Here is a 14,393-nt window from a genome sequence, read left to right as displayed (position 1 = left end):
ACCTATGTAATATAAGCAATTAGCAAATGCAATGTGCTAACTGGATGATATATATGATTTTTTTATTAGAGTATTGCTCTTCAAAGAATATATAAATCTTTAAAAATCTTTTTACTCACAAAGTTATCCACAGCATGATCCTGGGGATCCGGGTCTAACTTCAGTATTTTTATCGGCCTTATGATACGCTAACGTTCGTCACTGGCGGCCAGCTATGGCATGCTATACCCTATGTCTTTCGACCAAAAAGAACGAATTACGCTATGGCCCATATCGCAGACAACCCCTTGATCTTGGTGGATGGCTCCTCTTATCTTTACCGCGCTTATCATGCCTTTCCGCCGCTGACCAATAGCGCGGGCGAACCCACCGGCGCCATGTACGGCGTTTTAAACATGCTGCGCAGTCTTCTGACACAATATCGTCCCAGCCATGTGGCGGTGGTATTTGATGCCAAAGGCAAGACTTTCCGCGATGAGCTGTTCGAACATTATAAGTCCCATAGACCACCGATGCCGGACGACCTGCGCAGCCAAATCGAACCCCTGCACAATATGGTTAAAGCCATGGGGCTGCCGTTATTGGCGATATCCGGCGTCGAGGCGGACGATGTTATAGGCACCTTGGCCCTGGAAGCCGAGCGCGCCGGACGTGAAGTCCTGATCAGTACCGGTGACAAGGATATGGCGCAGTTGGTGACGCCGATGATTACGCTTATCAATACCATGTCCAACACCATTCTCGGGCCGGAGGAAGTGAAGGTGAAATTCGGCGTTCCGCCGGAACGGATTATCGATTATCTGGCCCTGATGGGGGACAGTTCGGATAATATCCCCGGCGTTCCCGGCGTGGGTGAAAAAACCGCCCAGGCGCTGCTGCAGGGGATGGGCAGTCTGGACAATATCTATGGCGATTTGAACGGCGTCGCGGAGTTGGCGTTCCGGGGGGCGAAAACCATGGCGCCCAAGCTGGAACAAAATAAAGAGCTGGCCTATCTCTCCTATCAATTGGCCACCATCAAGACCGATGTGCCGCTGGATTTGCCTTTCGATCGGCTGACGGTCAGCGAGCCCGATGCGGATGAGTTGCGGCAGCTGTTCAAAAAATACGAATTTAAACGCTGGCTGGCGGATGTGGAAGACGGCAAGTGGCTACAGGGCCGTAAAACGCCGGCGGCGGCTTTGCGTACCCCCTTCAACGCGCCCGCGGCACCTGACGCGGATGTGCCTGCGGAACAGTTATCCCAGGCGGGTTATCACATCATTGAGACCATGGCGAGCCTGGAGCAATGGCTGGATAAAATCAAACAGGCCGGCTTGTTTGCCTTCGACACTGAAACCGACAGTCTCGATACGCTGACGGCCAATCTGGTGGGGCTCTCATTCGCTACCGCTCCGGGGGATGCGGCCTATTTGCCGGTGGGGCATGATTATCTGGATGCGCCCGATCAACTGAATCTTGACGAAGTACTTGCCCGGCTTAAGCCGCTGCTTGAGGACCCCCGGCTGCGTAAAGTCGGCCAAAACCTGAAATTCGATCGCGGCGTGTTAAAACGTTACGACATCGAACTGGCGGGCATCGCATTCGATACCATGCTGGAATCCTATGTTCTCAACAGCGTATCCGGCCGTCACGATATGGACAGCCTGGCGGATCGTTACCTGCAGCATACGACGGTGGGGTTTGAGGATATTGCCGGTAAGGGCAAAAACCAGCTGACCTTTAATCAAATCGCGATGGAACAGGCGGCGCCCTATGCGGCGGAGGATGCGGATGTCACCTGGCGGCTGCATGAAAAGCTCTGGCCGCAGATCGAGCAGGACAAAGGCCTGAAAAAAGTTTTTGAAGAAATCGAGATGCCGCTGGTGCCGGTGCTGTCACGTGTCGAACGCACCGGCGTGCTGATTGATGAAAACATCCTGGCGGCCCATTCGGTGGAATTGACCAAGCGGCTGGGAGAGCTGGAGAACGAGGCCCATATTCTGGCGGGAGAACCCTTTAATCTCTCTTCCACCAAACAGCTGCAGGCGATCCTTTACGACAAGCAGAAGCTGCCCATCCTGAAAAAGACCCCCGGCGGCGCCCCGTCCACCGGTGAAGAGGTATTGGCGGAGCTGGCGCTGGATTATCCGCTACCGAAGCTGATTCTTGAACACCGTGGTTTGGCGAAATTGAAATCCACCTATACCGATAAGCTGCCGCTGATGATCAACCCGCTGACGAAACGGGTGCATACCTCGTATCACCAGGCGATTACCGCTACCGGCCGGCTTTCTTCCAGCGATCCCAACCTGCAGAATATCCCGGTGCGCAACGACGAAGGCCGGCGTATCCGGCAGGCGTTTATCGCGCCTGAAGGGTCGGTCATCGTGGCGGCGGATTACTCGCAAATCGAGTTGCGCATTATGGCCCATCTGTCTCGGGATGCGGGGCTGCTCAAGGCGTTCGCCGAAGGCAAGGATATCCATCGGGCTACCGCCGCCGAAGTGTTCGGCCAGTCTCTTGAGAAGGTGACGCAAGAACAGCGGCGCAGCGCCAAGGCTATCAACTTCGGCCTGATTTACGGCATGAGCGCTTTCGGACTGGCGCGCCAGCTTTCGGTGCCCCGTTCGGAAGCGCAAAAATACATGAATCTCTACTTCGAGCGCTATCCAGGCGTCCTGGCCTATATGGAGCGTACCCGCAAGCAGGCTAACGAGCAGGGGTATGTTTCCACCCTGGACGGACGCCGTCTTTATTTGCCGGACATTCACTCCCGCAACGGCGCACGCAAAAAAGGCGCCGAACGGGCGGCGATAAACGCACCGATGCAAGGCACCGCCGCCGATATTATCAAACGGGCGATGATTTCCATTGATGCCTGGCTGCAAAAAGAGCATCCGCCGGTGCGTATGATTATGCAGGTGCACGATGAGCTGGTTTTTGAAATACAGCGGGACGCGGCTGAATCGGCATCGGCGCATATCAAATCGTTAATGGAAGGGTGCTACGCGCTGGATGTGCCGCTGCGGGTTGATGTGGGTTTGGGTGAGAATTGGGATCAAGCTCACTAAGTGGCGAATCAATAAGCTTTTTTTGTAATTAAGCTACATAAATATGTGATATGGACAGTTATAATCGCACTTGCAATAGCAATAAATGAAATTTAACAACAAAAAATTCTTTTGCCCCGACAAAAATTGATGTAAAGTTAGAGTCGTAGGGTACAGAGGTAAGATGTTCTATCTTTCAGACCTTTTACTTCACGTAATCGGATTTGGCTAAATATTAGCCGCCCCAGTCATTATTGGCTGGGGCGTTTTTTATTGGGCGCAATAAAGCCTCGCGGCCTGAGGCGGAGCGCCTTGACGCCCCCCTGTTTGCGAAGCCGCCCTTACCCGTTTCAATTTCCTCAGAGCGCGTCGGGCGTTATGTCCTCTGCCTGCGTGGTTTCGCCAAACCAGCTGTCCAATTTTTCCGTCAGCTTATCCACGCCGGTTTTTTTCAGCGACGAAAACACTTCCACCTGAATATCGCCGGTAAATGCCAGGACGTCTTTGCGCACCTGGTTAAGCTGCGCTTTGCGTGCTCCGGAAGCCAGTTTATCGGCCTTGGTGAGTAAAATCAGCACCGGGATGGCGACGCTCACCGCCCATTTGATCATCTGCTGATCAAGATCCTTCAGCGGATGGCGGATATCCATCATCACCACCAAACCCTTCAGGCTGTTTCTTTTTTGCAGATACTCTCCCAGGGCGCGTTGCCAATGGAGCTTCACTTCCTCGGGGACTTCAGCGTAACCGTAACCCGGTAAATCCACCAGGCGTCGCTCGGGCTCGATTTCAAACAGGTTGATAAGCTGGGTACGTCCCGGCGTCTTGCTGGTCCTGGCCAGACCTTTTTGGTTGGTCAGTGTGTTCAGGGCGCTGGACTTACCGGCATTGGAGCGTCCGGCAAAGGCGACTTCGATACCGGCATCGGTGGGCAAATGGCGGATATCCGGCGCGCTCATGACAAAATGGGTCATGTGGTAATTAAATAGTGTGGCCAAAATTTCCTCTCTCTCAGGATGACTTAGCACCGTCTTAATGTCGATTATACGGGTAATGGCGTCAGATGCGGTTTTATCTTGCGGCTATCTTGCAGCAATCAATGTGTTTGATGGGCGTCTGCGGCTTCTTTTAAACCTTTCGGTACTAAGATGAGGTTTTTAGGATATTTATGGTGTAGGAAATTTGCTCGTTGTCCGTAACGTAATCTCGTTTTTATAAAAATTAATATATTATAAATCATAGTGTTAATTAATTAACTCTCAGTTTAGAGCCCTATTTGCTCCTGCCGGTCGTCTTGCGGGTTATTTTTACGCGGTTACATTAGATGACAAGGCAAGGAGCGCCTCAAAAAATCATCTAGATGATAAAGTTGCACACAGGCTGGGCAAACTGGTAGCCCTATGCCGATTCAATACTCTTTTCAGGGAAGTAAAGCGGCCCAGGATGGGCGTGTAAAGGAATACACTCTAACCAATCTGCTTCGTATAGCGTAGAATACATCTTCATCACAGCGACGACCTTCAAACACAGGATGTGGACCGTCAGGTTCATCGCCGGAGGATGGTTTTTCTCGCGAAGCACCTTCATGTTATGGTGGCAGAATAATTGCCACCTTTTTTATTTGTTGGGTTTCTGATAGATTCCGCCGCAATTCTATACCCAATAGATTTCGAATTGCAGCAAGGCGGCAACTCGAAAGGTGAAGGGTATATACTTAATTAACGCTAGCCAAGAGCAGACATCATGAAACCAACAACCAAAAGCGGACGGGGTAGACCTGCCGCGGCCAGGAACAAACGCAAGACACGGGAAGAGCTGAATATTGAAGGCCGCACCCGCCAGCGTCAGGAAAAACGTCGCGGCCTGGCCGCCGGTTCACGGTCCCAGGAAGGCAACAAGAACGGCGGACGCTCCGCCACGTCGGCAAATGCCGATCCCCGTATCGGCAGTAAAAAACCGGTGCCGTTGATTGCCTCCGGCGCCGTGGCCAAACCGGCGGCGCCCAAGGTTATCATCCCCGCCGAGGTTCTTTCTCCGCAGGCGGAACTGGATAGCCTGGAAAACGATACCCGCCTGGATGCGCTGCTGATAAGGCTGGAACAGGACGAAATCCTGTCCGCCGAAGAACAGGCCTATGTGGATGAGAAACTGGATCGCATCGATCAGCTCATGACTGAGCTGGGTATAGAATTGGATGATGAAGACGAAGAAGAAGAGACCAAAAACGAGGATATGCTGCAATTGCTGAAACGGGGTTTTGAGAAGGACTCCTTTTAGGCTGCTGCATGTTGCTTCTGCTGATTGCCGTGCCGCTGACATGTTATTTGGTGTGGTTATTGAGTAAACTATGGCGGCTCTCGCGGCGTAAAGACCGGTTACGCTCGGCCCGTGCCGCCGCACGGCGGCCGGCTATGCCCGCCAGGCGGAGTCGGCGGAAAATTCGGAAGGAGTAAGCAGCCATGTCAGTGTCAACGATAGAATGGGATTCGGCCCTGATTCAAAAATATAACCAATCGGGTCCGCGTTATACTTCCTACCCTACCGCCTTGGAATTCAGCGAGCGCTACGACGAACCGGCGTTTAAACGCGCGCTGGAGCGTTATCCGGATCGTCCGCTATCGTTATATCTCCATATCCCCTTCTGCCATAAGCTGTGTTATTTCTGCGCCTGCAATAAAATGGTGACCCGCCAGCCGGAAAGGGTCGAGCGTTATCTGGATACCCTGGCACAGGAGATCCGTCAGCGCGCGCCGCTGTTCCGCCACCGCCACGTTACGCAGATGCATTGGGGCGGCGGCACGCCGACGTTCCTTACGCCGGCGCAAATATCCCGGTTGATGGCCCTGCTGCGCGAGCAGTTTGATTTTGCCCAAGGGGCCGAGCTCTCTATTGAAATCGATCCGCGGGAAATCGCCCTGGATATGATCGATCACCTGCACGGTGAGGGTTTTAACCGTATCAGCATGGGCGTGCAGGATTTTGATAAGGAGGTCCAGCGGCTGGTGAACCGGGAGCAGGATGAGGGGCTGATCTTCGCCCTGCTGGAGCGGGCAAAGGAGCTCGGCTTTCTTTCCACCAATATCGATTTGATTTATGGTCTGCCGAGCCAGACCCTGTCAAGCTTTCTGCATACCCTGGGCCGGATAATCGAATTGAACCCGCAGCGTTTGAGCGTATTCAACTACGCGCATATGCCGGCGCTGTTTGCCGCCCAAAGAAAAATCAAACAGCAGGATTTGCCGGGCGCCGCGCAGAAGATGGATATTCTGCAGCATACGATAGCCACCTTGTGCGACGCGGGTTATCAGTTTATCGGTATGGATCACTTTGCCCGCCCGGACGACGAACTGGCCGTTGCGCAGCGGGCCGGCCGGCTGCATCGTAATTTTCAGGGGTATACCACCCGCGGCGACTGCGAATTGCTGGGTATGGGCGTATCGGCCATCAGCATGATTGGCGACAGTTATGTGCAAAACCAGAAAGAGATGAAGAGCTATGCCGAGAGCGTCTCCCGGCAGGGTAACGGTTTATGGCGGGGCGTGGCCCTTACCACCGATGATTGCGTGCGCCGGGATGTCATAAAAGCGCTAATTTGTCAGTTTTCCATCAATTTCGACGCGTTGGAAAACCGTTACGGCATCCGTTTCGTCGACTATTTCGCCGAGGATCTGGCACAGCTTCGTCCCCTTGAGCGGGACGGCTTGCTGGACATAACGGACCGGGATATCAATGTGACCCCGAAGGGGCGTTTGCTGATACGCAATATCTGTATGTGTTTTGACGTTTATTTGCGTGACAAGCTGCGCCAGCGCCAGTTTTCTCAGGTGATTTGAACGGGGAGGGGGGGCGAGCGGTGCCGGTGTAATGGGGCATGACGACACTAAGCTTGAAATCCACCTGACGGTGGATTTCAAGAATGGATTCGCAATTTGGCCGGTAAGACTAAGACGGCCGGTTAGCTAAAAAAATTGATCAGCGCAGCGCAGAGTATCGCAGCCAGCGCCGTCTGAGGTGCATGGCCGGCGGCGGCCGTCATATCCGCGCCGTGTGTCACCAAAGCGATCAACGAATTCAACATGGTCTTCCTCCCGGGTCAGCGACAAGATCATACTGTGTCAGCCCGGGATGTAAAGAGTAAAATAACCGCATTTTTGCTGGCGCCGTCGCTTTTTTAATCATCAACAAGCCTGATCAACAGCGCCGGCGGCCGGGGTTATTCCATGCCCAGTTCTTTCAGTTTACGCGTCAGGGTATTTCTTCCCCAGCCCAGCAATCGCGCCGCTTCCTGTTTATGTCCCTGGGTATGTCGCAACGCCGTGGTCAACAGCGTCCTTTCCATCTCAGGCTGCGCTTCCGACAGCAGGTTTTGATGACCGGAACGCAGCGCGCGGTCAGCCCATTGCGCCAGCAGTGTGGCCCAGCTGTCGGGCAGGGATTGTACCGAAGCGTCCGGCGTGGTGCTTTCAAACAGCTCCGGAGGCAAATCCTGGATCAAGACTTCCTGGCCGGCGGCCATTACCGTGAGCCAGCGACAGGTGTTTTCCAATTGACGAACATTGCCCTGCCAGGACAGACGGGTCAGCGCGGTTTCGGTTTCCGGGTGCAGGATTTTAGGTTCCACGCCCAGCTCTTTCGCCGCCACCTGCAGGAAATAGCGCGCCAGTTTCGGGATATCCTCCCGGCGCTCGCGCAGCGGCGGCAGGTGCACCCTGATTACGTTGAGCCGGTGGAACAGGTCCTCGCGGAACTTGCCTTCCTGGACGCGTAATTCAAGATTCTGATGGGTGGCGGCTATGATCCTGACATCCACCTTGACCGGCGCGTAGCCCCCCACCCGATAGAATTGACCGTCCGCCAGCACCCGCAGCAAGCGGGTTTGCACATCCAGCGGCATATCGCCGATTTCATCCAGAAACAGGGTGCCGCCGTCCGCCTGTTCAAACCGACCCTGGCGGACCTGATTGGCGCCGGTAAACGCGCCTTTCTCATGGCCGAACAGTTCCGATTCAATCAAATCCTTCGGAATGGCCGCCATATTCAACGCGATAAACGAGGATTTGGCGCGCGGACTGTGGCGATGCAGGGCATGGGCCACCAGCTCTTTACCGGTACCGGACTCGCCGTTGATCAGCACGCTGATGGAGGAGCGGGACAGGCGGCCGATAATGCGGAAAACGTCCTGCATGGCCGGCGCTTCACCGATAATATCGGTGGTGGGGCCGTTGGCGGGCTGGACGCGCGCCGGCTGCTGCTGTTCGAGATAATGGCTGACCGCGCGCTCCACCAGGGCGACGGCTTCGTCGATATCAAAAGGCTTAGGCAGGTAATCGAACGCGCCCTGCTGGTAAGCACTGACCGCGGCATCCAGATCGGAATGGGCGGTCATGATAATGACCGGCAGCATGGGATGACGCTGCTTGATTTGTTTCAGTAACGCCAGACCGTCCATACCGGGCATCCTGATATCCGATAACAACACGTCCGGGGTTTGGGTTGATAGCGCATCCAGCACTTCGCTACCGCCTTCAAAGGTGGCGCAGGTTAACCCGGCTCCAGTGAGGGCGCGTTCAAGCACCCAGCGGATGGAGCTATCGTCGTCGACGATCCAGACTATCCCTCGTTGCATAGTGACCTCACTGGCGAATAGGCAGGTAAACCGAAAATTCGGTATGGCCCGGCCAACTGTTAAATTCAATTTTCCCCGAATTCTGATCGACAAGACTGCGGGCGATAGATAACCCCAGGCCTGTTCCTCCTTCGCGGCCGCTGACCATCGGGTAAAAAAGCGTATCCTGCAATTGTGCGGGAACGCCGGGGCCGTCATCTTCAATATCGATACGGGCTACCAATCGATAGCGCACGCCGTGCAGCGTAAGCTGGAAAGCCGTCCGGGTCCGGATGGTTATCGTTCCGCCGTCTTCGCCCAAAGCCTGGAGCGAATTACGGGTGATATTCAGCAATACCTGCTCCATTTGGTCGGGATCGTGGGCTAATTCGGGCAGACTGGGATCGTAATCCCGCAACAAGGTCACATTGTCCGGTTTTTCCAGCGAGACCAGTTGAAACACCCGTTCCGCCACCTGATGGATGCTTTGCGTCACGTGCATGCCGGGCTGCTGCGGTCCCAGCAGTCGATCCACCAGGTTGCGCAGGCGATCCGCCTGCTCGATGATAACCTTGGTATATTCCAGCAAGGAGGGATCGGGGAGCGCCTTTGCCAGCAGCTGCGCCGCGCCGCGTAATCCGCCGAGGGGGTTTTTGATTTCATGGGCCAGCCCGCGCACCAGATCCCGCGCCGCCACCTGCTGGGCATGCTGGATTTGTTCCTGGCTCAGACGCCGCTGATTGTCCATCGGCGCCAGCTCCATCAGGAAATAATCTTCCGGCAGGCGTTGCACGGTAAGGGAAAGGATATGCGCCCGTCCGTCCACCACCAGGGTAACTTCATTATCGGTAAACCCTTGTCCGGCATTAAGGCTTTCGCGCATCAATTCGACGTTGAGGGAAAAATACCCCATTAATTCAGGCAACGGCGTACCGAAAAGCTTACGGGAACTTTGCGCCAGCAGCTGTTGCGCCGCCGGATTGGCGTAATGAACGGCAAGATCGTTATCTAGCAGCAATATGCTGTTTATTAACGAATTTAGGATCTGCCCAGCATCGGGCAATGAGCCTGTAGCCATAAAGCAGTCTCCCGCACTATTCTAGTGCATTTTAGTCCATTAGATAATATTGCGCATGGCTACGCGCAAGGTTTGCTGGAGAAAAAAGCCCATCCGAAGATGGGCTGAAAGTTTCCACGGCAACAAAAAACACAATGTAATTAAACGCTGTAATACAACTCGAATTCCACCGGATGCGGCGTCATACGGATGCGGTCAACTTCTTCCGTACGCAGCTCGATGTAAGCATCAATGGTATCGTCAGTGAAGACGCCGCCGCGGGTCAAAAACTCGCGATCCGCGCTGAGGGATGCCAGGGCTTCATCCAGCGATCCGCATACCTGCGGAATTTCCTTCGCTTCTTCCGGAGGCAGATCGTACAGATTCTTGTCCATGGCATCGCCGGGATGAATCTTGTTGATGATGCCGTCGAGTCCGGCCATCAGCAGCGCGGCGAAGGCCAGATACGGATTGGCGGCCGGATCCGGGAAGCGCACTTCGATACGGCGTCCTTTCGGGCTCGGCGATACCGGAATACGGATTGAGGCGGAACGGTTACGGGCGGAGTAGGCCAGCATCACCGGCGCTTCATACCCCGGGACCAGACGTTTGTATGAGTTGGTGGTGGGGTTGGTCAGCGCATTGATGGCTTTTGCGTGTTTGATTACGCCGCCGATGTAGAACAGCGCCGTTTCGGACAGGCCGCCGTACTTGTCGCCGGAGAACAGGTTGTTGCCGTCTTTGCTTAAAGACATATGGCAATGCATGCCTGAGCCGTTATCGCCGAAAATCGGTTTGGGCATAAAGGTCGCGGTTTTGCCGAAGGCGTGGGCGACGTTATGCACGACATACTTGTAAATTTGAATTTCGTCGGCTTTTTTCACCAGGGTGTTAAAGCGGGTGGCGATTTCGTTCTGGCCCGCGGTAGCCACTTCATGGTGATGGGCTTCCACCACCAGACCCATTTCTTCCAGGGTCAAACACATGGCGGAACGCAAATCCTGTGATGAATCCACCGGCGGTACGGGGAAATAGCCGCCTTTGATGCCCGGACGGTGGCCTTTGTTGCCGCCTTCAATAACCTTGTCGGAATTCCAGGCCGCTTCGACGTCGTCGATGGCAACGTGGGAACCGGAAATGGAGGAACCGAAACGGATATCGTCGAACAGGAAGAATTCAGGTTCAGGTCCGAAAAAAACGGTATCGGCGATGCCGGATGATTTCAGAAAATCTTCAGCGCGCTTGGCGATGGAACGCGGATCGCGATCGTAACCCTGCATGGTGGCCGGTTCAAGGATATCGCAGCGGATGATCAGTGTGGTTTCTTCATAGAACGGGTCAAGCATGGCGGTGCTTGCATCGGGCATCAGCACCATGTCTGATTCGTTGATGCCTTTCCAGCCGCCGATTGAAGAACCGTCAAACATTTTGCCGTCTTCAAAGAAATCGGCATCCACCTGATGGGCCGGTATTGTGACGTGCTGTTCTTTCCCTTTCGTATCAGTGAAACGCAAGTCGACGAATTTGACTTCGTGTTCATTTAGCATCGTCAAAACGTGTTCAGCGGACATACTTATATTCTCCCGGATGTGCCATTGTCGTCGTGGAACGAAATCGTATGGTATGGATTTTTTAAACTTACCTAGGCTAAGCTTAACTAAGCTAAAACTGTGCCAACATTGCTAAATGAACGCGAGGCGCCGAATTGCGGCCTTTTAACGGTTGCCAAGCTGCACCAGATTGGGGGGGTAGTGCTATTTTAGTGCATTTGTGCGCTGAGTGGGCACTATTTTGGTGCAATGCGTGCGAATAATTGAAACATTGCACTGATAAAGGGATGATGGGGCGCTGAAAATGACGCAAATGCAGAGAACAGCGCGATCTTGTTTAGTCCTTCGCCTATAACGTGTACAATAACGCGCTATTTCTAATGCCTGAGGCAAAGTTGTGATCGAAAATTTGCGTAACATCGCCATCATCGCGCACGTCGACCATGGGAAAACCACCCTGGTCGATAAGCTGTTGCAACAATCCGGAACATTGGGTGACCGCAATGACGCCACCGAACGCGTGATGGACTCCAACGATTTGGAGAAAGAACGGGGAATTACCATCCTCGCGAAAAATACCGCTATCAATTGGAACGGGTACCGTATCAATATCGTTGATACCCCCGGACATGCCGATTTCGGCGGTGAGGTTGAGCGCGTCATGTCCATGGTGGACTCGGTGCTGCTGCTGGTGGACGCCATGGACGGACCCATGCCGCAAACCCGTTTCGTGACCCAGAAAGCCTTTGCTTACGGTCTCAAACCTATTGTGGTCATCAACAAAGTAGACCGGCCCGGAGCACGCCCTGATTGGGTGGTGGATCAGGTGTTCGATTTATTCGTCAACCTCGGCGCAACCGATGAGCAACTGGATTTTCCGATCATATATGCCTCCGCGTTGAACGGGGTCGCCGGCTATGAACATGAAAACATGGCCGAGGATATGACGCCGCTGTTCGAGTCGATCGTGAAGAATGTCGAAGCGCCCAACGTTGATAGCGACGGTGCGTTCCAGATGCAAATCTCCCAGCTTGACTACAACAGCTATGTTGGCGTTATCGGTATCGGCCGCATCAAACGCGGTTCGGTCAGACCGAACCAGGCAGTGACCATCATTGACCACGAAGGCAAGCGCCGCAATGGCAAAGTGGGTCAGGTGCTCGGGCATATGGGCCTGCAGCGCATCGAGTCCAAACTGGCTGAAGCCGGTGACATTATTGCCCTGACCGGTCTGGGTGAACTGAATATCTCCGATACCATCTGCGATCCGGCCCAAGTTGAAGCGCTGCCGCCGCTGACCGTGGACGAGCCTACCGTCTCTATGTCCTTTGGGGTTAACACCTCGCCGTTCTGCGGCAAAGAAGGCAAATACGTGACGTCCCGCCAGATCCTGGAGCGCCTGAACAAAGAGCTGGTGCATAATGTGGCGCTGCGGGTGGAAGAAACCGAAGACCCGGATACCTTCCTGGTGTCGGGCCGCGGCGAACTGCATTTGTCGGTGCTTATCGAGAATATGCGCCGTGAAGGTTTTGAAATCGGCGTTTCCCGTCCGAAGGTTATCTACCGTACCGTTGACGGTAAAAAACAGGAGCCGTTCGAACAGGTTACGCTTGATATCGAAGAGCAGAACCAGGGTCCGGTGATGGAAGCGATGGGCATGCGCAAAGGCGAGATGCGCGATATGCTGCCGGACGGCAAAGGCCGTATCCGTCTTGATTATATTATCCCCAGCCGTGGCCTGATTGGCTTTCGTACCGAGTTCCTGACCATGACTTCCGGCACCGGCCTGCTGTATTCGTCGTTCAGTCATTATGACGATGTGCGTCCGGGTGAAATCGGCCAGCGGCAGAACGGCGTGATGATTTCCAACGGCCAGGGTAAAGCGGTTGCTTACGCCCTGTACAGCCTGCAGGATCGCGGCCGCTTGTTCCTGGGCCACGGCGCGGAAGTGTATGAAGGCCAGATTATCGGTATTCATACCCGTTCTAATGATTTGACCGTCAACTGCCTGACCGGCAAGAAATTAACCAACATGCGCGCCTCAGGTACCGATGAAGCCACTACGCTGGTGACGGCGATTAAGCTGTCGTTGGAACAAGCGCTGGAATTTATTGATGATGATGAGCTGGTGGAAGTGACTCCCCATTCCATCCGGTTGCGTAAACGTTATCTGACTGAAAACGATCGTAAGCGCGCCAATCGTTCCAGCAAAGAAGTCTGATCTTAGGCACGAGAAGACAAGATGCCGGTCCATGCAGATGGACCGGTATTTTTTTGCCGAAAATCGGCGCGGTCTCCCTTTAACACGCTCGGTTCAGCTTTGGAGTTGGCGGGTTCGTCAGTCTGGCTGATAGATCAAGGCGATATTATGCTGCTGGCAGTAGTCGTGGAATTTGCGCGGGGGGGACTGATCGGTGATAAGGGTGTCGAAGAGGGTTAGGGTGCCGATGCAGGCGGGTTTGATATTGTCGAACTTGCTGTGATCGGCCACCAGAATTCCTTGCTGCGACAGGGATAAAGCGCGGTGCTTCATGGTGAGCTCATCAAAATTGAAGCAGGTCGCACCGTAGTGAATATCTATCCCGGCGGCGGAAATAAACGCCTTGTCGGGACAGATGTTATCCAGAATGGAATATTGGGTCAGTGGAGTGAATATGCAGTTGGCCGGATGGAATTCACCGCCGCACAGTATGACTTTGCAGTTGGGCAGGTCCTGCAATGCCAGGAATGTATTCAGCGAGTAGCAAATGCCGGTGAATGCCAGGTCTTGGTTGATAGCGTCGATAATGAACGGCGTGGTGGTTCCGCAATCAAAAAAAACCGTGTCGTCTTTTTCAATCATTTGGGCCGCCATACGGCCGGTAATGCTTTTTCTTTAACGTGCTTGGCTTTTGATCCGACACAAAGTAGTGGGTGACTGAGCTGTTTTTCGGATCGTTGACGACATATCCCCCCAGCAGAACCACCTGCGCCGGCTCGGCGCTGAGATCGCGGCGGATGGTCATTTCTGATACGCCCAGCAGGACGGCGGCATCCTTCAGATGGATTTTGTCTTCCCGCTTTAAAGCCTGTATCAGCCTGTTAATCCTTTCTTCGCGCCGCGTTTCCATAGTGTACCCTGCGTCAATTGTTCCAATGTTCGCCGGTGT

At 54.1% G+C, this 14,393-nt stretch carries 10 protein-coding genes and 1 pseudogene; 5 read left to right on the top strand and 6 right to left on the bottom strand.

What is annotated here, in order from left to right:
* The first annotated feature begins 263 nt into the window (after positions 1-263).
* Positions 264-3,053, top strand: a complete 2,790-nt coding sequence (gene polA, locus GTU79_RS29460) for a DNA polymerase I (protein ID WP_203524207.1) — start codon at positions 264-266, stop codon at positions 3,051-3,053.
* A gap of 163 nt (positions 3,054-3,216) precedes the next feature.
* Positions 3,217-3,264, top strand: coding sequence for a small protein SpfP (gene spfP, locus GTU79_RS31880; RefSeq protein WP_071892919.1), 48 nt, complete (start codon positions 3,217-3,219; stop codon positions 3,262-3,264).
* 127 nt (positions 3,265-3,391) lie between these two features.
* Here the strand turns inward: spfP and yihA are convergent, their stop codons facing one another.
* Positions 3,392-4,006 (bottom strand): ribosome biogenesis GTP-binding protein YihA/YsxC, encoded by a 615-nt coding sequence (gene yihA, locus GTU79_RS29455; RefSeq protein WP_213085632.1) that lies wholly within the window; start codon positions 4,004-4,006, stop codon positions 3,392-3,394.
* 769 nt (positions 4,007-4,775) lie between these two features.
* Between yihA and yihI the strand changes: the two genes are divergently transcribed.
* Together yihI and hemN are read left to right on the top strand one after the other, a co-directional pair.
* Positions 4,776-5,309 (top strand): Der GTPase-activating protein YihI, encoded by a 534-nt coding sequence (gene yihI, locus GTU79_RS29450; protein WP_214513600.1) that lies wholly within the window; start codon positions 4,776-4,778, stop codon positions 5,307-5,309.
* A 182-nt stretch (positions 5,310-5,491) separates the two neighbouring features.
* Complete coding sequence (hemN, locus tag GTU79_RS29445) at positions 5,492-6,865, top strand: oxygen-independent coproporphyrinogen III oxidase (protein WP_132924161.1); 1,374 nt, start codon at positions 5,492-5,494, stop codon at positions 6,863-6,865.
* Positions 6,866-6,987: 122 nt separating this feature from the next.
* On the opposite strand, the gene GTU79_RS29440 is transcribed toward hemN, so the two are convergent.
* From GTU79_RS29440 to glnA, 4 genes are all read right to left on the bottom strand, one after another.
* Entirely contained in the window at positions 6,988-7,110 is a 123-nt protein-coding gene (locus GTU79_RS29440) for a YshB family small membrane protein (protein WP_165934192.1), read from the bottom strand.
* A gap of 135 nt (positions 7,111-7,245) precedes the next feature.
* On the bottom strand, positions 7,246-8,658 hold the full coding sequence (glnG, locus tag GTU79_RS29435; protein WP_132924162.1) for a nitrogen regulation protein NR(I): 1,413 nt from the start codon (positions 8,656-8,658) through the stop codon (positions 7,246-7,248).
* A 7-nt stretch (positions 8,659-8,665) separates the two neighbouring features.
* Complete coding sequence (gene glnL, locus GTU79_RS29430) at positions 8,666-9,715, bottom strand: nitrogen regulation protein NR(II) (protein ID WP_132924163.1); 1,050 nt, start codon at positions 9,713-9,715, stop codon at positions 8,666-8,668.
* A 140-nt stretch (positions 9,716-9,855) separates the two neighbouring features.
* Entirely contained in the window at positions 9,856-11,265 is a 1,410-nt protein-coding gene (gene glnA, locus GTU79_RS29425) for a glutamate--ammonia ligase (RefSeq protein WP_132924164.1), read from the bottom strand.
* 376 nt (positions 11,266-11,641) lie between these two features.
* Here glnA and typA point away from each other — a divergent pair, with 376 nt between their 5' ends.
* Positions 11,642-13,465, top strand: coding sequence for a translational GTPase TypA (typA, locus tag GTU79_RS29420; RefSeq protein WP_132924165.1), 1,824 nt, complete (start codon positions 11,642-11,644; stop codon positions 13,463-13,465).
* Between the two features lie 117 nt (positions 13,466-13,582).
* On the opposite strand, the pseudogene deoR reads toward typA, so the two are convergent.
* A pseudogene (gene deoR / locus GTU79_RS29415) lies at positions 13,583-14,354 on the bottom strand (DNA-binding transcriptional repressor DeoR).
* Positions 14,355-14,393: the final 39 nt, after the last annotated feature.

This window comes from Sodalis ligni (genome assembly GCF_016865525.2).
Lineage (GTDB): Bacteria > Pseudomonadota > Gammaproteobacteria > Enterobacterales > Enterobacteriaceae > Acerihabitans > Acerihabitans ligni.
The sequence above is the reverse complement of the archived record's forward strand: the minus strand, read 5'-3'. Positions and strand labels throughout refer to the sequence as shown.